20 protein-coding genes and 1 tRNA gene are annotated in these 22775 nt (G+C 48.2%); 12 read left to right on the top strand and 9 right to left on the bottom strand.

Annotation, left to right across the window (positions count from 1 at the left end):
* Positions 1-85: 85 nt before the first annotated feature.
* The gene (locus MPL1_RS08650; protein WP_009726746.1) at positions 86-1495 is read right to left on the bottom strand and encodes a hypothetical protein; all 1410 of its coding nucleotides are present in this window, start codon (positions 1493-1495) and stop codon (positions 86-88) included.
* Positions 1496-1617: 122 nt separating this feature from the next.
* A complete protein-coding gene (locus MPL1_RS14145; protein WP_235045563.1) occupies positions 1618-2148 on the bottom strand; it encodes an REP-associated tyrosine transposase in 531 nt (176 codons plus the stop codon).
* A gap of 261 nt (positions 2149-2409) precedes the next feature.
* Here MPL1_RS14145 and MPL1_RS08640 point away from each other — a divergent pair, with 261 nt between their 5' ends.
* Entirely contained in the window at positions 2410-3186 is a 777-nt protein-coding gene (locus tag MPL1_RS08640; RefSeq protein WP_009726744.1) for a nuclease-related domain-containing protein, read from the top strand.
* 120 nt (positions 3187-3306) lie between these two features.
* Here MPL1_RS08640 and MPL1_RS08635 read toward each other — a convergent pair whose 3' ends face one another.
* The 3 genes from MPL1_RS08635 to MPL1_RS08625 form a co-directional block, all read right to left on the bottom strand.
* Positions 3307-4083, bottom strand: coding sequence for a hypothetical protein (locus MPL1_RS08635; protein WP_009726743.1), 777 nt, complete (start codon positions 4081-4083; stop codon positions 3307-3309).
* Between the two features lie 95 nt (positions 4084-4178).
* Entirely contained in the window at positions 4179-5330 is a 1152-nt protein-coding gene (locus MPL1_RS08630) for a ribonucleotide-diphosphate reductase subunit beta (protein WP_009726742.1), read from the bottom strand.
* On the bottom strand, positions 5330-8200 hold the full coding sequence (locus MPL1_RS08625; RefSeq protein ID WP_009726741.1) for a ribonucleoside-diphosphate reductase subunit alpha: 2871 nt from the start codon (positions 8198-8200) through the stop codon (positions 5330-5332). Before MPL1_RS08625 ends, MPL1_RS08630 begins: the two co-directional genes overlap by 1 nt.
* A gap of 471 nt (positions 8201-8671) precedes the next feature.
* On the opposite strand from MPL1_RS08625, the gene MPL1_RS08620 reads away from it, so the two are divergent.
* Positions 8672-9121 (top strand): RT0821/Lpp0805 family surface protein, encoded by a 450-nt coding sequence (locus MPL1_RS08620; RefSeq protein WP_009726740.1) that lies wholly within the window; start codon positions 8672-8674, stop codon positions 9119-9121.
* Positions 9122-9166: 45 nt separating this feature from the next.
* On the opposite strand, the gene murU is transcribed toward MPL1_RS08620, so the two are convergent.
* The gene (gene murU, locus MPL1_RS08615; RefSeq protein ID WP_009726739.1) at positions 9167-9835 is read right to left on the bottom strand and encodes an N-acetylmuramate alpha-1-phosphate uridylyltransferase MurU; all 669 of its coding nucleotides are present in this window, start codon (positions 9833-9835) and stop codon (positions 9167-9169) included.
* Positions 9832-10827, bottom strand: coding sequence for an aminoglycoside phosphotransferase family protein (locus MPL1_RS08610; RefSeq protein WP_040577034.1), 996 nt, complete (start codon positions 10825-10827; stop codon positions 9832-9834). The genes murU and MPL1_RS08610 overlap by 4 nt, the downstream gene beginning before the upstream one ends.
* A gap of 159 nt (positions 10828-10986) precedes the next feature.
* Between MPL1_RS08610 and MPL1_RS08605 the strand changes: the two genes are divergently transcribed.
* Positions 10987-11376, top strand: coding sequence for a hypothetical protein (locus tag MPL1_RS08605; protein WP_009726737.1), 390 nt, complete (start codon positions 10987-10989; stop codon positions 11374-11376).
* A gap of 6 nt (positions 11377-11382) precedes the next feature.
* Here the strand turns inward: MPL1_RS08605 and MPL1_RS08600 are convergent, their stop codons facing one another.
* Entirely contained in the window at positions 11383-11976 is a 594-nt protein-coding gene (locus tag MPL1_RS08600; protein ID WP_009726736.1) for a Maf family protein, read from the bottom strand.
* 8 nt (positions 11977-11984) lie between these two features.
* The gene (locus MPL1_RS08595) at positions 11985-13619 is read right to left on the bottom strand and encodes an alpha-D-glucose phosphate-specific phosphoglucomutase (RefSeq protein ID WP_009726735.1); all 1635 of its coding nucleotides are present in this window, start codon (positions 13617-13619) and stop codon (positions 11985-11987) included.
* On the opposite strand from MPL1_RS08595, the gene MPL1_RS08590 reads away from it, so the two are divergent.
* The 9 genes from MPL1_RS08590 to MPL1_RS13780 form a co-directional block, all read left to right on the top strand.
* Complete coding sequence (locus MPL1_RS08590; protein WP_235045562.1) at positions 13609-14613, top strand: cation diffusion facilitator family transporter; 1005 nt, start codon at positions 13609-13611, stop codon at positions 14611-14613. The genes MPL1_RS08595 and MPL1_RS08590 overlap by 11 nt on opposite strands.
* Before the next feature lie 72 nt (positions 14614-14685).
* A complete protein-coding gene (locus MPL1_RS08585; protein WP_009726733.1) occupies positions 14686-15270 on the top strand; it encodes a nuclease-related domain-containing protein in 585 nt (194 codons plus the stop codon).
* Between the two features lie 5 nt (positions 15271-15275).
* A complete protein-coding gene (locus MPL1_RS08580) occupies positions 15276-16184 on the top strand; it encodes a 5'-nucleotidase (protein WP_009726732.1) in 909 nt (302 codons plus the stop codon).
* A 118-nt stretch (positions 16185-16302) separates the two neighbouring features.
* Positions 16303-16387: transfer RNA gene (locus MPL1_RS08575), tRNA-Leu, on the top strand.
* A 61-nt stretch (positions 16388-16448) separates the two neighbouring features.
* Entirely contained in the window at positions 16449-17750 is a 1302-nt protein-coding gene (gene tig / locus MPL1_RS08570) for a trigger factor (RefSeq protein WP_009726731.1), read from the top strand.
* Between the two features lie 89 nt (positions 17751-17839).
* Entirely contained in the window at positions 17840-18475 is a 636-nt protein-coding gene (gene clpP / locus MPL1_RS08565) for an ATP-dependent Clp endopeptidase proteolytic subunit ClpP (protein WP_009726730.1), read from the top strand.
* A gap of 21 nt (positions 18476-18496) precedes the next feature.
* Positions 18497-19768 carry an ATP-dependent protease ATP-binding subunit ClpX gene (clpX, locus tag MPL1_RS08560; RefSeq protein ID WP_009726729.1) on the top strand — a complete coding sequence of 424 codons (1272 nt, stop codon included), beginning with the start codon at positions 18497-18499 and terminating at the stop codon, positions 19766-19768.
* A gap of 143 nt (positions 19769-19911) precedes the next feature.
* Positions 19912-22347: an endopeptidase La gene (gene lon, locus MPL1_RS08555; protein ID WP_009726728.1), complete on the top strand. Its 2436-nt coding sequence runs from the start codon at positions 19912-19914 to the stop codon at positions 22345-22347.
* A gap of 24 nt (positions 22348-22371) precedes the next feature.
* Positions 22372-22775: hypothetical protein (locus tag MPL1_RS13780; RefSeq protein WP_009726727.1), on the top strand; the 404-nt coding region annotated here is incomplete at its 3' end.

The following is a 22775-nucleotide window of genomic DNA, read 5'->3' as shown; positions in this document are numbered from 1 at the left end:
GACTTGAATCAGTTCGGAAAAGTACAACAGGTCATTGCCCGCATCCTGTTGACACCAACTGGAAGCGTAACGACTTAAACACAGGCTAATCCTCAGGCTTGTAACCAAACAGCTGCTGCGCTTTGATTTTCTCTGCCACCACCGTCGGCACTAATTTTTCCCAGCCTGGCTGATTGCGGTGAATCATGTTGAAGACATCGGGTGAAAAAATCTCCAGATAGTGCTCGTTGAATGCATCAATCTGTTCAATGTGCTCACCCTGTTTCAGATATTCGTACAGATACTTTTGCTTGGCATCGACGCGGAGGTTGTCCACCTTGAACAAGGTGTTAGTGACAGCATCTTTGTACGGGTAGATATACAGCTTGACGTTGTTTTTGAATAATCGGCCAAACGCTTCCAGAATGCCGCCGTGCAGGGTGGTGTAATACTGGTCATTAAACAGCTCGATCAGACTGCGAGCACCCATGATCATGCCGATTCGGCGGTTGGTGTAACGTGCCAGATAGCTGGCCAGACGGAAGTATTCGGGATAATCCGAAATCATCACCGTATGGCCGGTGGCCTCCAACACATCAGCGCGGCTGATAAAGTCTTCAAGATCGACGCTATCATTATCATCACGCAGATTATGCATGGTGATTTCCATGATGGAGATGGTCTCATCCGGATCGGCACCGCTTTCAGCCTCAAACTGCCTTCTGGCACTATCGAGCATATCGATATTAACGTGAGTGACCGGGCGGAAGCGGCCGCGTTCAACCAATACGTTTTTCTTGCGTAAATGTTCTGACGGCTGCAATACCTGACCGTCCGCCGAAAACATCGCCGCACCACTCAAACCAAGCTGGACCAGTCTCAGGCTGATGACACGATTATCGACATGCAGAAACGCATCACCATGAAAATCCACCATATCCACTTCAATGCGGTCAGTGGTCAGATTATCCAGCAACGATTTCACCAGCAGATCCGGATTGTGACTCAGGTAAAAAGCGCCGTAGATCAGGTTGACACCAATAATGCCCAAGGCCTCTTGCTGTATCGCGTTTTCATAATCCAGCATTCGGACATGGACGATGATTTCACTGGGCGCCGCATGCGGTTCAGTTTGAAAGCGAATACCCAACCAGCCATGACACTCATTGGTGCCGTGATAGTTGCGGGCAGACACGGTATTGGCAAAAGCAAAAAAGGCCGTGGTGTCGCCACGCTGGGCATTTAACCGCTCCAGATTCAGATCATGCTCTCGCTCAAGCATGGCCTCCAGCCGCTCACGCGAGACATAACGGGGTGTTTTGCCATAAATGGCATCACTGACCTGCATATCGTAGGCTGAAATACTCTTTGAAATCGTGCCAGCAGCACCGCCTACCCGAAAGAACCAGCGAACCACTTCCTGCCCGGCACCAATCTCTGCAAAAGTCCCGTAGCGCACAGCATCAAGATTGACCTCAAGCGCCTTGGCACCGGTCGTTAAGGTTTTATTTTCCATAGTCACTCTAAATTATTGATTTATTGCGTTTTGCTGGTTATTGCAGCGTCATCAATATTTGTGACAACAACCATGTGGATGTTGCTTGATTAATTTTGCGGAGTCGACCGTGATGCCGATAATTATTCGCCGAAAGGCATCTCACGTAGGACGTCATCAACACCCCAATCGTTTGTAATCATGCCGTTGCCAACAAAGCGATGAATGCTGGAGTAGGGCCAATCAACCGCTTTGTCGACATAACCATGTTTTACCGGGTTGTAGTGGATGTAGTCGATATGGCATGAATAATCCAAATCGTCACGGATTAAATGCTCCCAGTAACGCCGTTGCCAGATACCGCGTTCAGATTTGTGTCGACGCGAAGCATTGATTCGCTCGGTCAGTGGAATACCGTGAGAGAAATGCGATTTGATTAATCGCCAGCGGGTGGCGAAGTCAAAATCATTTTCAGGTAACGTCCAGATAGCATGCAGATGATCGGGCAACACTACCATCGCATCAATATCAAAAGGGTGGGTAAGTTTTACCCTGCGAAATGCGTTTCTCAGCAAATCAATATGATCCGTCAGCAAAGATTTATCGCGTTGCAGCAGATTGACCGTAAAGAAATAGGTACCAGCGGCAACAAAAGCGCGTCGATATTGCATCATCACCATCCATGTGATTAAAAAATACAAAAATGTAGGTTGGGGTGAGCTTGCGAAACTCAACAAATCCGAAAGTTATTTCATACCAAAATGTTGGGTTTCATGCTTCAACCAAACCTACACCTTCGCCACACATCTATCAATAAACAAGATAAATTATGGTAGGTTGGGTAGAGTTTACGAAACCCAACAAATCAACAGCGTTGTAACATTGGAGTGTTGGGCTTCATTCCTCAGCCCCATCAATCTTGGCATACATCAGGGATGTTTATTTTGAAATCACCGATTAAAGACAACCCGCTTCGCAATCCAGGTGAATCATTGGATAAGCAGATTGATACACTGATTAATGATAAAGCTACCAATTATCTGATGTGGATAGCGTTCACGATCTTATTGGCTGGTCTCGAGTGGTATCGATGGTATTTTGAAGTACAGAATAACCCTCTTGTCTATACATTTTTAACGATGCTGGTGATTCCTTACTGCGTATTCAAACTTGTAGCTATCAGAAAGCAAGTGAAACACCTCAAGCAAGGCCGTGATGGTGAAAAAGCCGTTGGGCAATACCTTGAAAACCTTAGAGAAACATCAGCCAAGGTTTTTCATGATATTCCAGCCAAAGGTTTTAATATTGATCATGTCGTGATAGCCAAAAGTGGTATCTATGTCATTGAAACCAAAACCTACAGCAAGCCTGACACTGGCTCGCCAAAAGTTATATTTGATGGCACATCGTTAAAATTCAGCTCAGGCTTTGCAACGAACAAACCGCTCATTCAGGTTGAAGCCTCCAGTCATTGGCTAAGAGATTTAATCAAAGAAACTACAGGTAAATCATTTGCCATCAAACCAGTTATTGTTTTCCCCGGTTGGTATGCAGAACCGACCAGCGAAGCAAAGTCTAGTGATGTTTGGGTATTAAACCCAAAGGGCTTACCAACATTTATTGCCAACAGCAAAGAAAAAATGACAGCAGAAGAGATTAGTTTGGTAGCGTTTCACCTGTCCAGATATGTTAGATCTTACAAAGAAGATTGATTTTGGTAGGTTGGGTTGAGTCTCCGAAACCCAACAAATCCAGAATGTTTTTTTAACGAAATGTTGGGTTTCATGCTTCAACCCAACCTACGGGCTGTGAGCCCATTGATTCGGTTTTCACTATTTAAACCAAGCTGTCTTTCTAAATGTGTGTTTTAAAACATCCCTTGCTTTCGGGTTAAATTTTGTCAAGGCTATAATATCCTCTGCATCAAGTTGAGCACGATCTTTGCTAGCCATATTCTCAATATGCTGTTTTCTTAGAGTAGACTGACTGCTTACGAATTTTGTATAAAGCAACACGACGAGAATGTAAATTAATAACAGCCACCATGAGCGATAGATTGCATTATAGAAGTAAGACATAACAGTGGGCTTAGTGTTAAGGTTTTCTTCAATTGTTATTCCTTTACCCGAAGTTAATACATTGACTAAAGGTGGTTTTTCTGACGCAAAATGAAAAGTGAATAGATAACCATCAAAATCATTTTTAGCTATATTGATATCATCGATAAGGTATGAGTATTTGTTGTCAGTTTTCTCGGCAAGACTTACAGATTCTTTTGGTCTATCTTTCGGTGTGTGTGTAGATGTGAAAATAGGTTGGGTTTGAGAGTCGGGAAAGACGAAGTGAATTCTGATGTCTTCTAAGTTTTTGGGTGAAGAGTTTCTAACTAAAATCGTTGTGTTGCTTAATTTTTCAATTTTTTCACCGTTGTGAAGGATTTCAACATTCTCAATCCCTGCGAGATTTCTACTAATGTTTTCATTATTGAAAACCTCATATTCAAGTTTTAGTATTTTTTCAGGTTGACTTCCAATAATATAACCCGCAACAGAACTAATCAGTGCGCCAATGCCAACAATAGTTATCTGCCATATATAATCAGTTTTCATTGCTTTCCTTGACGATAAGACTTCAAGTTACTCGCCATAAATTCTGTTTAAAGCAAAGTGGTCGATTTAAGTCGACCACCTATCTCATTACATGCTCAATCCCACTTCAATCCACCACCGGTCTGATACTCGGTGACTTTGGTTTCGAAGAAGTTTTTTTCCTTCCTCATGTTGGCTTGTTCATCTAGCCAGGGCAGGGTGGCCTCGGCGCCGGGGAAGGGTTCTTCAAAGCCGAGTTGCTTGGCACGGCGGTTGGCGGTGTAGCGGAATTGGCCGTGATGCGCTTCTTTTGAGTAACCCAAAATTGGGTCACGCAGGATGTAGCCGGCGTAGGTGGCTTCGGCGGCATCAGCTTCTTCAAACATGGTCTGGATTTTCTTGGGATCCAGTTTGACGTTTTCTTCTTTGATGATTTGTTTGCACACGCGAATACCGAATGAGGCGTGCATGACTTCGTCACGCATGATGTATTGCAGTTGTTCGGCGGTGCCTTTCATCAAGCCACGGCGTTGCAGGGCAAAGATCGGGCTGAAACCGTTATAGAACCAGCTGCCTTCGAAGATGCCAGCGAAAAACGCGTAGGACATGACGAAGTTTTCCAGTTCGTCTGGATCGTGCAGGTCAATATCGCTGCGCATGACGGTATTCAGTTTGTCATTGGCCAGTTTGATCTTTTGGTAAATCTCCGGCACCACGCGATAGCGGTTGTAGATTTCTGACTGATCCAGACCAATGGTTTCGATGCAGTGCTGGTAAGTCCAGGTATGCAGCGCTTCTTCATAGACCTGACGCGCCTGATAGATCTGCAATTCTGGTGCAGTCATTTTTTCCATGACCGCCAGACCGATATTACGCATGGCGAGAATATCGGAGGTGGTCAGGTAGGACAGTACGTTTTCATAGACGTGACGTTCTTCCAGCGTCAGTTTATGACGATAGTCGTGTACGTCTTGTGCCATGTTGATATCAAGCGGCGTCCAGTGGTTTTTGTTGGCATTGAGGAAGTAATTCCATGCCCACGGATACTTGAACGGTGCCAGTTGGTTGATATCGGCTTCACCATTAATGACGCGTTTGTCATCGGCGTTGACCGGCTTGGCATTCAGCGGTGGCAGTTCACTGATGCTGGCCTTGGCAGGCGCAGCATCAAGTTCATTGGCGGCAACAGGCGTCGCTGTGGCAACCGTTGTAGTTGCCTCGACGGTTTCGTTCGCTTTTGGTGCGAGTGGATCGTCCCAGTTCAACATTATTGGCAAGCCTCGCAATCTGGTTCCAGGATAGAGCAGGCTTTGGGTGCTTCCAAGCCTTCGCCCAATACGATGTCATCATCTGCGCGTGTCGCAACCGGTTTTAATTCCGGTGGCGAACTCGGTTTTGGCGCTGTGGTTGAGGTGGGTGCCGCTGAGGTTTTTTCCTGGCCGGTGGCACCCATTGAACGCAGGTAGTAGGTGGTTTTCAGGCCGCGTACCCACGCCAGTTTGTACAGGTTGTCCATTTTCTTGCCGGACGGTTCAGCCATGTACAGGTTGAGACTTTGCGCCTGATCAATCCATTTCTGGCGACGTGATGCGGCTTCAATCAACCAGCGGGCATCCATTTCAAAGGCGGTGGTGTACAGCGCCTTGAGTTCTGTTGGTACACGGTCAATGGTTTGCAGGCTGCCGTCGAAGTATTTCAGATCGTTGATCATGACTTCGTCCCACAGGCCGCGTTTTTTCAGGTCTTCAACCATATAAGGGTTGATGACGGTGAATTCGCCAGACAGGTTCGATTTCACAAACAGGTTCTGATAAGTCGGTTCAATCGACTGGCTGACACCGCAGATGTTGGAGATAGTCGCGGTCGGTGCAATCGCCATGGTGTTGGAATTACGCATGCCTTGGCGTTTGATTTTGTCGCGCAACGCAGCCCAGTCCAGTGTTTGGCTTTCATCTTGTTGCAGATATTCGCCACGCGCTTCTTTGAGGATCTTGATGGAATCAATCGGCAGAATGCCTTTGCTCCACAAGCTGCCTTCATAAGATTTGTATTTGCCACGTTCTGCAGCCAAATCTGAAGAGGCATCAATCGCGTAGTAGCTGACGGCTTCCATGGATTCATCAGCAAACTTGACGGCTTCTTCTGAGGCATATGGCATGCGCAGTTTGTACAGTGCATCCTGGAAGCCCATGATGCCCAGACCGACTGGACGGTGCAGCAGGTTGGAGTGACGCGCCTGCGGCACGCTGTAGTAGTTGTATTCGATAACGTTATCGAGCATACGCATGGCGGTGCGGACGGTTTTTTGCAGTTTTTCTTTGTCCAGTTTGCCGTTTTCATCAACGTGTTGAACCATGTTGACCGAACCCAGGTTACAGACGGCAATTTCCTGATCAGAGGTGTTCAGTGTGATTTCGGTACACAGGTTAGAGCTGTGAACAACACCGACATGTTGCTGCGGGCTACGCAGGTTGCATGGATCTTTGAAGGTAATCCATGGGTGACCGGTTTCAAACAGCATGCCCAGCATTTTGCGCCACAGATCCAGTGCTGGCATTTGCTTGAAGTTACGAATTTCGCCGCGAGCAGCTTTTTCTTCGTACTCTTTATAGGCTTTTTCAAAAGCCAGGCCAGTCAGATCATGCAGATCAGGCACTTCTTCGGGGGAGAACAGTGTCCATTGACCTTCTTCGGCAACCCGTTTCATGAACAGATCCGGAATCCAGTTAGCCGTGTTCATATCGTGGGTACGACGACGGTCATCACCGGTGTTTTTACGCAGATCCAGGAATTCTTCAACGTCGATGTGCCAGGTTTCAAGGTAGGCACACACCGCACCTTTGCGCTTACCGCCTTGATTCACGGCAACTGCGGTGTCATTGGCGACTTTCAGAAATGGCACCACACCTTGTGATTTACCGTTGGTGCCTTTGATGTGAGCACCCAGACCACGAACTCGGGTCCAGTCGTTGCCCAGGCCACCGGCATATTTGGACAGCAACGCGTTATCACGCATGGCGCTGTAAATACCGCTCAGATCATCCGGCACGGTGGTCAGGTAGCACGATGACAATTGTGGACGCAAAGTACCGGCGTTAAACAGGGTAGGGGTTGAGCTCATAAAGTCGAAAGACGACAGCAGGTTGTAGAATTCAACCGCACGGGCTTCACGATCAATTTCGTTAATGGCCAGACCCATGGCAACACGCATAAAGAACGCCTGAGGCAGCTCAAAGCGTGTACCGTCAGAGTGGATAAAGTAACGGTCGTACAGTGTTTGCAGGCCCAGATAGGTAAATTTGAAATCGTTTTCTGGTTTCAGTGCCTTGCCCAGTTTTTCCAGGTCAAACAGGCTCAGTTCGCTGTCGATCAGTTCATGTTCAATCGCTGTATGAATATAGGTTTTGAAGTAGTCGGCGTATTGTTCAGCCATTTGTTCCTGTGATGCCTGACGTGACATTTTGAAAACAAAGCTGAGGGCTTCACGACGAATACTGTCCATCAGCAGGCGAGCCGCCAGGGTGCTGTAGGCAGGGTCTTTTTCAATAAAGGTACGTGCCGCCATGACCAGTGCTTTTTCGACGTCTTTTTCTTTGACGCCGTCAAAGATATTACGCTGGGTATCACGCAAAATAGCCGCGCTATCGACCATGTCCAGCCCCACACAGGCTTCGTCGATCAGGTTACGCAGACGTTCTACATCCAATGGCTGGCGAGTGCCGTCGGCCAGAGTCACATGCAGGGTGGACTCATTGGCAGGTTGTGGATGTTTACGTTCTTCTTCAGCACGTTTTTGTGATTGCTGTTCACGGTAAACTACATAGGCGCGAGCAATTTTGTATTCACCGGCGCGCATCAGCGCCAGTTCAACTTGATCTTGAATGTCTTCGATATGCACCGTGCCGCCATCATCAAGACGACGCAACAGGTTTTCACTGATCTGTTTGGTCAGTTCTGACACTGTTTCGTGAATGCGACGGCTGTCTTTTGCTGCATCGCCTTCAACAGCCAGAAAAGCCTTGGTCATAGCCACGGCAATTTTGCTGCTGTCAAAGTCGGTCACCTTGCCATTGCGTCGGATGACTTTGTAGCCGGTTTCGGAGGAGGGTTGGATGTAAGTTTCTGCTTCGCTCGCCATGGTATTGTCCCTGCGTTGTGTGGTAAAAGCCGAATCTGCTTAACCACAATAAATTGTGGTCGCAAGATCATTGAACCACAAGATAATGTGTTTTTGCAGCATCTGCAATAGCAAAAGTTGGATATAATTTGTGCAGAAGTTGTGGATAACTTTGGGCCGATCTCGGGCAAGCTCAGCTACCGTGCGCGATAGACGGTTTTTGCCTCAATCTGGTGCGGAAATTTTTTTTGGCGGGGCGTAGTTGTTTGGCAGCAATCGACAGTGAGAAACGCCACCAATGATCAAATACGGCGATGCGATAGTGCAAATTTTGTGAGCCTAATCGCAACTTAACGTAGTTTTACACTGCTTTGTTTGCCTTGGTGGGCGTTTGGTTTTATCGTAGCTCGCTAATTGTGGCTGGAACGCTTACCGAATCAATCGTCGTTCGAGTTGTCCATAAATTCAAATAACAATATTAAAGGAGACGGTATGAAACGTATCATCAGCGCAGTGGCAATTGTTGCCATGTCGTTCAGTCTGGCGGCTTGCCAAATGAATAAACAAACAGTCGGTGCCGGTGTTGGTGGTGTTGCCGGTGGTGTCTTGGGGTCTAATGTCGGTGGTGGCTCTGGTCGCACGGCAGCCATTATCGGTGGTACTTTGCTGGGTGCGATGATTGGTGGACACATTGGTGGTGAAATGGATGAACTGGATCGTCGTCGTGCACGGGATGCGCTGGAAAACTCACCTACCGGTCATCAAACCTCATGGCGTAACCCTGACTCAGGTGCACAATATAACGTCACGCCAACACGTACCTATGAGAGCAGTACTGGTCCTTGCCGTGAGTATGAGATGGATGTCTACATCGATGGTCAGCGTGATGTGGTTAAAGGTACTGCCTGCCGCAACGCACGCGGTGAGTGGATCAATCAATAATCACTTAAACAATCTCAACAAAAAGCCGGATTTGTCCGGCTTTTTTTATGTCTTGAGTTTGGTCAGTTCGGCCAGTCTCTCTTGTGTGCCAATATCTGACCATTGACCTGAGTAGTGTTCTGCTGTGATGCAGGCACGCTCAATAGCATCCAGAAAAATAGGCTTCAGTGCACGCTTACCTGTGGGCAAGCTCTGGAACAGATCGGGGTGATAAAGGCCAATTCCACTGAAAGTCAGCCGATCTTGATCGGCCACAATCAGCTGACGTTGTTTGTTAATGGCAAAGTCACCCTCCGGGTTGTGGGCAGGATTATTCACCATCACCAGATGACACAGGGCGTCGCCAAGATCGTGCGATATCAGTTGTTGAAATGGATAGTCTGTCCAGATATCACCGTTCACAACAATAAAAGGCGCTGAACCCAGCAAGGGCAGTGCGTTGATAATACCGCCTGCGGTTTCGAGTCCTTGTTCGCCTTCCACCAGATAATCGATTTGAACACCATAACGACTGCCATCGCCAAGTAGTCTGGGAAACTGCTCTGAGAGATGTGCCGTATTGATAACCAGTTGGGTCAGTCCAGCCTTTGCCAGGGCATTGATGGTGTATTCGACGATACGCTCTGGCCCTGCCTGTAGCAGGGGTTTTGGCGTGTGGTCGGTAAGTGGGCGGAGTCTTTCGCCACGTCCGGCACAGAGAATCATTGCTTTCATTGGATGGCGGCTATTTTGGCTTGTTGTGATAAGAATTGGGCAAAGTCCTGACACTCAGGATAACGCGAACTGACTTCACGTACATAATTTAAAGTCATCGGTAAGTCATTCATGTAATTGGATTTGTCGTCTCTGTAGTTCAGCCTGCAGAAGATGCCCAAGACTTTAATATGGCGCTGCAAGCCCATCAGGTCAAACCAGCGTTGGAATTGCGCCCGACTGACATTGTTCAGTATGCCTTTGTCACAGGCTTGCTCAAAGTAATAATCCAGCCAGCGTTGAAGATCAGCATCCGGCCACTTGATGTAACAGTCCCGAAGCAGGGAGACCAAATCGTAACTGACCGGGCCGTTCACCGCATCCTGAAAATCAATCACGCCCAGTTGATTATTGTCGTCCAGCATCAGATTTCGTGAGTGATAATCACGATGTACCAGGCATTGTGGTTGCTGCACCGCGTTGTCGACCAACAGTTCGAACAAAGCTGGCAAGCAGGCGGGGGGCTCCAGGCCCAGATGTTTTTGTAGAAACCAATCGTCAAATAATTGCATTTCCATGATGAGCTTGGCTGGATCATAATCAGGCAAGTTGATGGTGTTGAGTTGAGCCAGCTGCATTGTTAACAAGGCGTCTATTGCCTGCTTGTATAGTGCATCAGCCGTTTGGTTATTCAACTTGTCCAGATAGGCCGTTGTGCCAAGATCTGACAGCAACAAAAAGCCTTCTTGCTGATTTTTGGCGTGAATGACGGGTACTGGCACACCATGAGACAACATGAACTCTGCGATAGTGATAAACGGCTCTGTTTCTTCATGCTCCGGTGGAGCATCCATGACGATGTAGCTTCGCTGATTGAACAGCAGCCGAAAATAACGCCTGAAACTGGCATCACTGGAAGCAACACTGAGCTGAAAATCATCAGAATCAAGGCTGTGGTTCAGCCAGTCCCTCATGGCGTCGATCCGGGCATCGTTGGGTAGCAGATTAGTCATGTTTCAATAGCGTTGATGGATTAAAAACTACTTACCAGCAATGGCTGGCAGAAAATGAAGCAAAGTGTATAGTAATCAGGCTGTACGGGATAATTTAACAATAAAACCGGTCACAACACCGACCGCACAGCAGTCAATATCACCTTCACGGGAGAACACATGAAATCATTAGTTATTGGCAGCAGTTTACTGCTGTTGGGCAGTACAGCCTGGGCAGAGTCCACCAACCCGGCAGATATGCCACTTGAAGCACAACAACGTATGTACGAAATCATCTCTGAATACAATCACTGTATGACGCGCAGCATGGCTGGCGAGCAAAGCCCCGAGAAATCCGGGCAAGACTATGCCAACGAAATACTGCAACAGTGTGAAGCGCATCTTGAAGGGCTGAAAAGTCATCTCGCAGCAAACAATGTCGCAGACAATCTGGCAGCAGGCATGAGCAATGCATTTCGTGCCAGAGCGGCTCGTCAATTAATGACTCAAACCATGAACAGCATGGCAGCCCAACAATCAATGGCTGCCGAAATTGGCGGGTCTCAGTAGTTGATTTCAGGTGTTGACGGTCTGCAGAACGTCAACACCTTCATTGTCCAGCATCTGAATGAGCTGAATTAAAGGCAAGCCAACCAGGGCGTTAGGGTCGTTTCCTTCCAGCCTTGAAAACAGGCTGATGCCAAATCCTTCTGATTTGAAACTCCCCGCACACTGATAAGGCTGTTCCTGACGCAGATAGCAATCGATCTGCGCATCGGAAAGACGCCTGAAGTGGACAGTAAACGGTTCTACTATCGACTGCATGGTGTTGCTGTGGCTGTTAAACAGTGCCAGACCTGTCAGAAAGGTCACTGATTTACTCGAAGCGGACCGCAACTGCTGAACTGCCGTTTCATGGTTACCGGGCTTGCCAAGGATTTGACCATCGATGACCGCCACTTGATCCGAGCCGATAATCAGTGCGTTGTCAAAATCACGCGCTACGGCGCGGGCTTTTTGTTGAGCCAGTCGAAGTACCAATGCATCTGCAGCTTCACCCTGATGAACAGATTCATCAATATCCGGAGACGCTGTCACAAAAGGCAAGTGAAGTTTTGCCAGAAGTTCAGCCCGGAAAGGCGAGCTTGAACCCAATACCAGTTGTCGCATGCGTGTTCCTATGTAATGACTGTCGGTGCATCCCGACCAGTAATTTCTGTAATTCGAGCCAGACTATCTGATAACTCAATCAGATCTGCCAAGGCCTGTTGTGCATCATCAAGTAGCTTTGATTCTTCGGTTTGATAGCTTTCAATGTAGACGCGCAACGTGGCTCCATCCGTGCCGGTGCCAGACAGTCGATAAATCAAACGAGCACCATCATCAAAACCAATCCGCAAGCCTTGTCCGGTGGTATGACTTTGATCAACTGGATCAACATAACTGAAGTTATCTGCGTAAGTGATTGTTCTTCCAGCCATTACCATGCCGGGAAGTTCAGCTAATCTGGCCTCGACACCAGACATGAGCTGCTTGGCCTGTTCCATCGGAATCGCTTCGTAGTCATAGCGGGTATAAAAGTTACGGCCAAATTTGCGCCAGTGTTCAACCACAATGTCAGCCACCGATTGTTGGCGCGCAGCGAGAATATTCAGCCAGAACAAAACTGCCCACAAACCATCTTTTTCGCGAATATGATCCGAGCCGGTGCCAAAGCTTTCTTCGCCGCACAGTGTCGTTTGTCCGTCATCGAGCAAATTGCCAAAGAACTTCCAGCCGGTCGGGGTTTCATGCATTGGAATGCCTAACTTTTCTGCAACGCGATCAGCCGCCTGACTGGTGGGCATTGAACGGGCGATACCTTTGAGTCCGACCTGATAAGCAGGAATCAAATGCGCATTTGCAGCCAGAATCGCCAGGCTGTCTGATGGTGTGACAAAAAAGCGACTGCCAAGGATCATATTACGATCACCATCACCATCTGAGGCCGCACCAAAATCCGGTGCATTTTCAGCAAACATTTCTTCAACCAGATCATGTGCATAGGTCAGGTTGGGATCGGGGTGACCTTGAGCGAAATCAGGTTGAGGTGTGCCGTTGATGACGGTGCCGAGCTCGGCGCCAAGTCTTTTTTCTAGAATCTCATGTGCATATGGGCCGGTAATCGCGTGCATCGCGTCAAAACGCATTTGAAATCGACCATTGCAGAGCAGGGCACGAATTGCCGGGAAATCAAAAATACTCGCCATCAATTCGGCATAATCCGTCACCGGATCAATGATTGCTACTTGCATCTCATCAATGTGTTGCTGACCAATGGTGGCCAGATCAATATCACGGCTGTCGCTGATGAAATATTCATCAAGATGCAGTGAGCGCGTGTAGATGGCTTCGGTGATCTTTTCCGGCGCGGGCCCACCATTTGCAGTGTTGAACTTGATGCCAAAATCACCATTAATGCCTGCGGGATTGTGACTGGCCGACAATATCAGTCCACCAAAGGCCTGATATTTTCTGATCACACAGGAGGCGGCGGGAGTCGAGAGCAGGCCATGCTGGCCGACAATAACTTTGGCAAAGCCGTTGGCGGCTGCCATTCTCAAGATGGTTTGAATGGCAACATCGTTGTGGTAACGACCATCACCACCCAAAACCAGCGTTTTGCCATGTCGGTCAGGGAGGCTGTCGAAGGTGGCCTGAACAAAATTTTCCAGATAGTGCGGTTGTTGAAAGACCTGAACCTTCTTTCTCAGACCGGAAGTGCCCGGCCGTTGATCACTGAAAGGGTGGCTGGCGATCTTGATGCTGGGCATTCGATTTTCCCTGATTCGATGGTTGACTGTGGCTTATGATTTTGCCTGGAAATTTAATGCTTATTCGCACAGGCTTTACTCGACCAACTATACTGAACTCATGACGCAGCCTCAACCGATTAATCAGCCCCGTTTAATGCGCTTTGCGACCTACGCATCGGTCACCGTTGCCGTGGTGCTGATTGCGGTTAAAGCCTATGCCTGGTGGTTGACCAGTTCGGTCAGCATGCTTGCCACTTTGATTGATTCAAGCCTGGATCTACTTGCTTCGCTGATCACGCTGTTTGCGGTATGGCATTCGCTGCGTCCTGCTGATAAAGAACATCGCTTTGGCCATGGCAAGGCAGAGCCGCTGGCCGCTGCAGCACAATCAGTGTTTGTTGCTGGTTCTGCCTTGTTATTACTTCATCAGGCGGTCGACCGGCTGATTCATCCTAAAGTACTCGAACAAGGGCTGGATATCGGCATTATCGTGATGTTGATTGCTATAGGGCTGACTTCGATTCTGCTGAGCTTTCAGCGCTATGTCATCAAGCACACACAATCCACAGCCATTCGGGCAGATGCCTTGCATTACAAGACGGATCTGCTGGTGAATATGGGCGTGATCGTTGCCTTGGTCATGACACTGTTTGGCTGGCAACATGTGGATGCGATTATCGGTTTACTGATTGCTTTTTATATTCTCCACAGTGCCTGGGAAATTGTTCAATCGTCGATTGATTTGCTAATGGATCGCGAATTGCCAGATGATCAGAGAGCCCTGATCAAGGAAGTTGTGCTGTCACACCCATCTGTTCAAGGGATTCATGCTTTGCGGACGCGCCGATCCGGTTTGACTCGCTTTATACAGTTTCACCTTGAGTTGGATGAAAAACTCAGTCTTGGCGAAGCGCACCGTATCAGCAAGACCCTGGAATCTGAACTGAAACAAAGACTTGGTGCTGTTGAAGTGATTATTCATGAACAACCGGCTAGAAAGCGCCAGCAATGAGTGCAATAAATAGGGGATCTCAGTCCAACTGATTTCGTATAATCCCCGTTGTTTTCTGGAGGCATTCTAATCTTGTTTGACAGTATTCCGTACTACTACCACGCCACAGCAGGGCTGCTGTTGCTATTATCCCTCTGGCTCATTTATCGCCGATTTCGACATGTTCACGCACCCGGACGTGCGATTGATGAAGTATTGAAACCTCATCGGCGGGATGAAATCAAAAATTTGATCATTCCAGACGGAATGGGCGGACTGATTGAGATAGAACGACTGGTACTGATTGAACAGGGTTTGCTGATTATTGAAACCTATCCCATCAGTGGACATTTGTTTGGTGCAGACCATATCGAGCAATGGACACAAATCATCGACGGCAAGAGCTATAAATTCATCAATCCGCTACGTCACAGCTACAATGTTCGGGAATCATTGCGATTGCTGGCACCCAAGATACCGGTATTCTGCCGAGTGATTTTTACCGCCGACAGCAATTTTCCGAAAGGTAAACCTGACGAAGCATCAGTGCTCGAAACACTCGCAGACGATCTGGCGCCCATTTTTGAACAAGCGGCTGCACCAGATAGACTGACTGATGCATGGCAGCGGATCCTGCGGATCGGCAGAAAAGATGAGCAAACCCTGGTGAGGGAGTAAAGGAAATGTCAGCAAAACCACTGGTCGTCGCGATTTCTTCACGAGCCTTGTTTGATCTGGATGAGAGTCATCGCATATACGAAGAGCAGGGCACCGAAGCCTATTGCCAGTATCAGATAGAAAATGAGGACCAGCCTTTGCAACCAGGTGGTGCATTTAATCTTGTGAAAAAACTACTGGCACTCAACGACAACAATCCAAACACGCCAAAAGTTGAAATCATTTTGCTGTCGCGCAACAGCGCAGATACAGGCTTGCGTGTCTTTAATTCCATTCAGCACCACAAGCTGGCAATTACCCGTGCTGTTTTTACCTCAGGCAGCAGTCCTTATCGTTACGTTGCGCCGTTTAGCGCTAACCTGTTTTTGTCGACTAGCCCGGAAGATGTTCGCATGGCGCTGGATGCAGGCATTGCCGCGGCGACTATTCTGGCCCCCAATCTCGGCAATAACACCAACTCCGAACAATTGCGCATTGCGTTTGACGGTGACGCGGTTATTTTTTCAGATGAGTCAGAGCGTATATATAAGGAAAGGGGGCTGGCAGCTTTTACGGAAAATGAACAACAGACCGCACGCGATCCGCTTTCAGGTGGGCCGTTCAAAGATTTTTTGATGGCCTTAAATCAAATTCAAACTGAATATCCTGAAAACAGTTCGCCGATTCGAACTGCACTGGTCACTGCACGCTCAGCACCGGCGCATGAACGTGTGATTCGAACCTTGCGACACTGGGGCATCCGCATTGACGAAGCAATCTTCCTTGGCGGCATGGAGAAAGGGCCTTTTCTGAAATCCTTTGGGGCCGATATTTTCTTTGATGATCAAGAAACACACTGCCAATCAGCAATGGCACACGTTGCTACCGGTCATGTACCGCATGGCGTTGCGAATCAAAAGCCTGATAAGCAGTAAAAGTCGGAATCTCATTGATAAAGGCATCGTTTACATAGTTCGAAGACTGGTTTTGCCGTCCAGTTGTGGCTATAATGCCGCTTTTGCGGATTCGCTTAATCCCAAAAACCAATAACAGGCGAGAGTGGCGGAATTGGTAGACGCGCTGGATTTAGGTTCCAGTAGGGTAACCTGTGAGAGTTCGAGTCTCTCCTCTCGTACCAAATAAAAAATGCAGGTCAACATCGCTGTACACGCAACTGACCCCCATGCTTGAGGTAGAGAATGCAAGTTACTGTAGAAAATGTGAGCGAACTCAACCGTCGGATGACGGTAACAGTCGAAGATGTCAATATTGAACAGGCAACTCAAGAACGACTGAAAGCCATCCGCCCGTCAATCAAAATGGCTGGTTTCCGCCCCGGCAAAGTGCCTTTGAGCATGGTTGCCCGCACGCATGGTTCTGCCGCACGTCGTGAAATCATTGATGCCGTAGTGCAGCAAAATATTCGCGAAGCTTTCACACAAGAAAACGTCAACCCAGCCAGCCCACCGAATATCGTCGAAATGAAAGAAGATGGTGGTAACTTCATCTTCTCGATGGAATATGAAGTATTCCCTGAATTGGACAGCGTCAAACTGGACGGTATCACTGTTGAAAAAGTGACAGCCGAAGTGACTGATGAAGACGTTGATAAAATGCTCGAAACGCTGCGCGAACAGCGTATGAGCTGGGAGCCGCTGAAACGTGCAGCCAAAGAAGAAGACGGTGTCACCATCGACTTTGTTGGTAGCATTGATGGCGTTGAATTCCCAGGTGGTTCAGGTCAAGATGTGCTGGTTGAAATCGGTAACGGTTCTATGTTGCCTGAGTTTGAACAACAGCTGGTCGGTGTTAAAGCTGGTCAGGAAACTACTATCGAACTGACATTCCCAGAGGATTACCGCGCTGAACACCTGCGCGGCAAACAAGCCTCTTTTGCGATTACAGTGAAGTCAGTCGCCAAGAAAAAACTGCCAAAACTCGACAAAGAATTTGCCGAAATGTGCGGCGTCGATGGCGGTATCGCTGCGCTCAAGAAAGAAGTTCGCGCCAACATGGAACGTGAACTACGCACAGCTCTGAAAGCATCAAACAAGCGCAAAGTGATGGATGCCATCCTCAGTAACAACGAACTGACGCTTCCTGAAGGTCCCATTCAGCGTGAAGCTGAGTTTTTGATGGAGCAGGGCAAAAATAACCTGCGCCAACAAGGTGTCAATGTTGAAGGTATTCCATTCGAAGTTGAGGCATTCAAAGATAACGCGCGTCGTCGTGTTGCCCTGAGTGTGCTGATCGGCAAGCTGGTATCAGACAATAAAATCACACCAGATGAGGCCAGCGTCAAAGCAGAAATCGACATCATCGCTGCAAATTACGAAGATCCGGAAGATGTTCACAACTACTACAACAACAACCAGGAAAGACTGGCTGAGATTCAGATGATGGTTGTTGAAGACAAAGTGGTTGAATGGATTTACGACCATGTTAAAGTAACCGAGAGCACTTCAAATTTCTCAGAAGTGATGAACTCCGCAGCAGCCTAAAGCTCTGTCGCAGACGGAATCCAGCCCGTGCTCATTTGAAGATGTGCACGGGCTGATTTTTTATGAGTTGCAGAAATTACAGGACAGATATGAGCAAAGCATTTTCCGAAGACTTCAACCCCATTAGCAACGCCCTTGTTCCCATCGTTGTAGAACATACCTCACGCGGCGAACGCTCCTACGACATCTATTCCAGACTGCTCAAAGAGCGCGTCATTTTCATGGTTGGCCCCGTTGAAGATCACATGGCTAATCTGATTGTTGCCCAGATGCTGTTCCTTGAATCTGAAAACCCCGATAAAGATATTCACCTGTATATCAATTCACCAGGTGGTGCTGTAACCGCGGGTCTTGCGATTTATGACACCATGCAATTTATCAAGCCTGATGTCAGCACGCTCTGTATCGGACAAGCCGCCAGTATGGGGGCTGTGCTTCTGACCGGTGGTGCAAAAGGCAAGCGTTTTTGTCTGCCTAATTCTCGCATCATGGTTCACCAACCCTTGGGTGGTTTCCAGGGTCAGGCGTCGGATTTTGATATTCACGCCAAGGAAATTTTGAGCATTCGTAGTCGTCTGAATGGAATTTTGGCCAAACATACCGGTCAGGATATTGAGAAGATTCAGCAAGATACTGATCGTGATAATTTCATGAATGGTGAGCAAGCAGTCGACTATGGTTTAATTGACTCGGTACTGAATAATCGAGCTGATACCAACGCGTGATTCAAAAAGCAGGAATGTCTAATGAGCGACGATAAGAAAAATGATGAAAAGTTACTTTACTGCTCTTTTTGCGGTAAGAGCCAACACGAAGTCAAAAAGCTGATTGCCGGACCTTCAGTTTTTGTTTGCGACGAATGTGTTGAACTCTGTAACGACATCATTCGCGAAGAAATGCAGGATGTCGCCGAAGCGAAAGCGGAAAACAAACTGCCCACGCCGCATGAAATCAATCATGCGCTCGATAACTACGTCATCGGTCAGCTGCGTGCCAAACGCGTGCTTTCTGTAGCGGTTTACAATCACTACAAGCGCCTGCGCAGTGGCCACAAAAATACTGATGTCGAACTGTCAAAAAGCAACATCTTGCTGATTGGGCCGACAGGTAGTGGTAAGACCTTGCTTGCTGAAACCCTGGCAAGACAACTGAATGTGCCTTTCACAATGGCCGATGCCACCACACTGACCGAAGCGGGTTATGTCGGTGAGGATGTTGAAAACATCATTCAGAAGCTGCTGCAAAAATGTGATTACGACGTACAAAAAGCTGAAACCGGCATTGTCTACATCGACGAGATCGACAAGATCTCCAAAAAGTCAGACAACCCGTCAATCACACGGGATGTTTCAGGTGAAGGCGTTCAGCAAGCGCTGTTAAAACTCATCGAAGGTACAATCGCCTCAGTTCCGCCACAAGGTGGCCGCAAGCATCCACAACAGGAGTTTTTGCAGGTTGATACCAGCAAGATCCTGTTTATCTGTGGCGGTGCCTTTGCTGGACTGGACAAAGTGATTCGTAACAGAACTCACAAGGGCGGTATCGGTTTCTCCGCACAAGTCAAAAGCGTTGATGTCGAGAAGCCTACCGGTGAAGCGCTCAAGGCCGTTGAACCTGAAGATCTTATCCAATACGGCCTGATTCCAGAATTTGTGGGTCGTTTGCCTGTTGTGGCAACCCTGAATGAGCTGGATGAAGAAGCCTTGATTCAGATCCTCACTGAGCCGAAAAATGCACTGACCAAACAGTACCAACGCCTGTTCGAAATGGAAGGCGCTGAACTGGAGTTTCGTGATGATGCACTGCGTGCGATTGCTCGCAAGGCCATGGAACGCAAAACCGGAGCACGTGGACTTCGCTCAATTATCGAAAATGTGCTGCTGGATACCATGTTTGATTTGCCAACCCTTGACAATGTCGCCAAGGTCGTCGTCGATGAAAGTGTGATTTCCGGGGAAAACCCTCCAATCCTGATTTATCAGGAGCACAGCACGGATCTTGCCTCCGGCGACAAATAGCACAAACCTTTCAATTTCGCATCGGGCCAATCAGCTGACTGATTTTGTTTAAATCAGTGGCTTGATTTGCCCGAGCGCGTCCCCATATTGTCTTCATCGAAACACAAAGTGCCCTTGTGGCACGCTTTAGAGGTCAAGCCCTGATGGAAAAACAGTTTGAGTCCGACGCAGAAAACACCGAGTTGCAGTTACTGCCGGTATTGCCATTGCGTGATGTTGTTGTCTATCCCTACATGGTGATTCCGCTATTTGTCGGACGTGAAAAATCCATCCGTGCACTGGAAGCAGCCACCGAAGATAACAAGCAGATCTTGCTGGTTGCGCAAAAGGATTCTGGTGAAGATGCTCCAGTTGCGACCAAGCTGTACGAAACAGGAACACTGGCAAACATCCTGCAGCTCCTCAAACTGCCTGATGGCACGGTAAAAGTGCTGGTCGAAGGTACTCAGCGTGCCCGAGTTGCCTACTACGACGACACCAATAACTATTTTGAAGCTCAGGTCGCGGCTTTTCATGATGTTGAGCCTGATGACCGTGAAGCCGATGTGTTAATGCGCACCTTGCTTGGACAGTTTGAACAATACGTCAAGCTCAACAAAAAGATCCCGCCTGAAGTAATTGCCTCACTCTCGGGCATTGAGGGTGTCGCTCGCATGGCAGATACCGTTGCTGCGCACATGACCCTGAAGCTGGAAGACAAGCAAGCGCTGCTGGAAATGGCCGATGTCAAAGAGCGCATCGAACGTTTGATGGCATTCCTTGAGTCTGAAATCGATATTCAGCAAATCGAAAAACGTATTCGCAACCGTGTTAAGAAACAAATGGAAAAAAGCCAGCGCGAATACTATCTGAACGAACAACTCAAAGCGGTACAAAAAGAACTGGGAGAGTTGGACGAAGGCGGTAACGAAGTCGATGAGCTTGCCGAAAAAATCGAAAATGCCGGCATGAGTACTGAGGCCCGTGAAAAAGCGGAATCAGAGTTGAAAAAGCTGCGCATGATGTCGCAGATGTCAGCTGAAGCCACTGTGGTGCGTAACTACATCGAAGCATTGCTTGAAGTGCCGTGGAAAAAACGGACACGTGTCAGCCTTGATCTTGATCACGCACAGCAGATCCTTGATGAAGATCATTACGGCCTGGAAAAAGTGAAGGACCGGATTCTTGAATATCTTGCCGTTCAAAAACGCGTCAAGAAGCTCAAAGGTCCAATCTTGTGTCTGGTCGGTCCACCGGGTGTTGGTAAAACCTCTATTGCCCAGTCTATCGCCAGAGCAACCAACCGCAAGTTCACAAGAATGGCGTTGGGTGGTGTGCGCGATGAAGCGGAAATTCGCGGCCATCGACGTACTTATATCGGTTCATTGCCGGGTAAGGTCATTCAAAACATCTCAAAAACCAAGGTCAGAAACCCGCTGTTTTTGCTTGATGAGATCGACAAGATGGCTCAGGACTTCAGAGGCGATCCTGCTTCGGCTTTACTGGAAGTACTGGACCCTGAACAAAACTCAACATTTGCCGATCACTATCTTGAGGTCGATTATGACCTGTCAGATGTCATGTTCGTCTGTACTGCAAACACGCTGAATATTCCAGATGCTTTACGTGACCGGATGGAAGTCATTCGCCTGGCCGGTTACACCGAAGATGAAAAACGTAATATCGCACTGCGCTACCTGTTGCCTAAAGCCCTGAAAGACAATGGCCTTAAACAGGACGAAGTGGAAATTACTGAAGCGGCGATTACCGAAATCATTCGCAGATACACTCGCGAGGCTGGTGTGCGTAACCTGCAACGTGAAATCTCAAAGATTTGCCGCAAGCTGGTAAAACAGATCCTGCTGGAATCACCACAACAAAAAATCGTTGTTACCAATGACAACCTGGAAGAATACCTTGGCGTGTATCACTATCAATATGGTGTTGCCGATGAGAGTGATCGGGTTGGTCAGGTGACCGGCCTTGCCTGGACTGAGGTGGGTGGTGAATTGCTGACCATTGAGTCCGCCGTAATGCCTGGTAAAGGTAAAGCAACCTATACAGGTAAACTGGGCGATGTAATGCAGGAATCGATTCAGGCAGCTACCACTGTTGTTCGTTCCCGAGCGGCAGAGTGGGGCATTGCTGATGATTTCATGCAGACCCACGACTTGCACATTCACGTTCCTGAGGGTGCCACCCCCAAAGACGGCCCAAGTGCTGGTATTGGAATGTGTACTGCGCTGGTCTCCGCCATTACCGGGATTCCTGTTCGTGCCAATGTTGCCATGACCGGCGAGATCACTTTGCGAGGTGAAGTATTGGCAATTGGCGGACTCAAGGAAAAATTACTTGCCGCCCATCGTGGTGGAATCGATACTGTTTTGATCCCGCACGATAACGTTAAGGATTTGAAAGAAATTCCTGATAATGTTAAACAGGGTCTCACCATTATTCCGGTCAGATGGATCATGGAAGTTCTTGAGGTAGCACTGCAATCATTGCCTTCATCCGCGACTCAAGCGGGGGAAGAAAAGGTGATAGCAGCGGAGCCAGCCTCAGGTAAGTTCCACGAAGCAGATCCACGAAACCGTCACTAAACAGCCCTTTTAGGAGATACGTTGATGACCCCAGTGCAACAGCAGCGATTGATTGGTGCCGCGCTTTTGGTGGTACTGGTGATAGTCATTGCGTATTTTCTGCTGTCACGTGTGCAGCAAGTGCAGACTACCCGCACCGTGACTCAAGAAGAAGCGATTCCTTTTAGTTCGTTGATTGAGCCTGTTGTCGAACTTGAGCCTGTTGCTGAAGCATTGTGGATCGACCCTGAAGCGGCAAATGATTCTGAACCTTTGGCGGGTTCTTCTGGTATTCCTGAAGCAGCGCCGAGCAGTGAAGTTACAGAACAGCTTGCAAGGCCAGCACCGGTAGAGGAAACTCCTGCACCTGCACCTGCACCTGCACCTGCACCTGCACCTGCACCTGCACCTGCACCTGCACCTGCACCTGCACCTGCACCCTGCACTGA

The sequence above is a fragment of the Methylophaga lonarensis MPL genome (genome assembly GCF_000349205.1).
Taxonomy (GTDB): Bacteria; Pseudomonadota; Gammaproteobacteria; order Nitrosococcales; family Methylophagaceae; genus Methylophaga; species Methylophaga lonarensis.
This window is presented reverse-complemented; position numbering and strand designations above follow the sequence as displayed.

Bases quoted from the DNA above. Each gene is read 5' to 3' on its own strand.
- MPL1_RS08620 (WP_009726740.1), top strand. From the start codon at position 8,672: ATGAAACGTATCATCAGCGCAGTGGCAATTGTTGCCATGTCGTTCAGT.
- MPL1_RS08625 (WP_009726741.1), bottom strand. From the start codon at position 8,200: ATGGCGAGCGAAGCAGAAACTTACATCCAACCCTCCTCCGAAACCGGC.
- MPL1_RS08610 (WP_040577034.1), bottom strand. From the start codon at position 10,827: ATGACTAATCTGCTACCCAACGATGCCCGGATCGACGCCATGAGGGAC.
- MPL1_RS08630 (WP_009726742.1), bottom strand. From the start codon at position 5,330: ATGTTGAACTGGGACGATCCACTCGCACCAAAAGCGAACGAAACCGTC.
- clpX (WP_009726729.1), top strand. From the start codon at position 18,497: ATGAGCGACGATAAGAAAAATGATGAAAAGTTACTTTACTGCTCTTTT.
- lon (WP_009726728.1), top strand. From the start codon at position 19,912: ATGGAAAAACAGTTTGAGTCCGACGCAGAAAACACCGAGTTGCAGTTA.
- MPL1_RS08605 (WP_009726737.1), top strand. From the start codon at position 10,987: ATGAAATCATTAGTTATTGGCAGCAGTTTACTGCTGTTGGGCAGTACA.
- MPL1_RS08600 (WP_009726736.1), bottom strand. From the start codon at position 11,976: ATGCGACAACTGGTATTGGGTTCAAGCTCGCCTTTCCGGGCTGAACTT.
- MPL1_RS08580 (WP_009726732.1), top strand. From the start codon at position 15,276: ATGTCAGCAAAACCACTGGTCGTCGCGATTTCTTCACGAGCCTTGTTT.
- MPL1_RS08640 (WP_009726744.1), top strand. From the start codon at position 2,410: ATGTTTATTTTGAAATCACCGATTAAAGACAACCCGCTTCGCAATCCA.
- murU (WP_009726739.1), bottom strand. From the start codon at position 9,835: ATGAAAGCAATGATTCTCTGTGCCGGACGTGGCGAAAGACTCCGCCCA.
- tig (WP_009726731.1), top strand. From the start codon at position 16,449: ATGCAAGTTACTGTAGAAAATGTGAGCGAACTCAACCGTCGGATGACG.
- MPL1_RS14145 (WP_235045563.1), bottom strand. From the start codon at position 2,148: ATGATGCAATATCGACGCGCTTTTGTTGCCGCTGGTACCTATTTCTTT.
- MPL1_RS08590 (WP_235045562.1), top strand. From the start codon at position 13,609: ATGCTGGGCATTCGATTTTCCCTGATTCGATGGTTGACTGTGGCTTAT.
- MPL1_RS08595 (WP_009726735.1), bottom strand. From the start codon at position 13,619: ATGCCCAGCATCAAGATCGCCAGCCACCCTTTCAGTGATCAACGGCCG.
- MPL1_RS08650 (WP_009726746.1), bottom strand. From the start codon at position 1,495: ATGGAAAATAAAACCTTAACGACCGGTGCCAAGGCGCTTGAGGTCAAT.
- clpP (WP_009726730.1), top strand. From the start codon at position 17,840: ATGAGCAAAGCATTTTCCGAAGACTTCAACCCCATTAGCAACGCCCTT.
- MPL1_RS08635 (WP_009726743.1), bottom strand. From the start codon at position 4,083: ATGAAAACTGATTATATATGGCAGATAACTATTGTTGGCATTGGCGCA.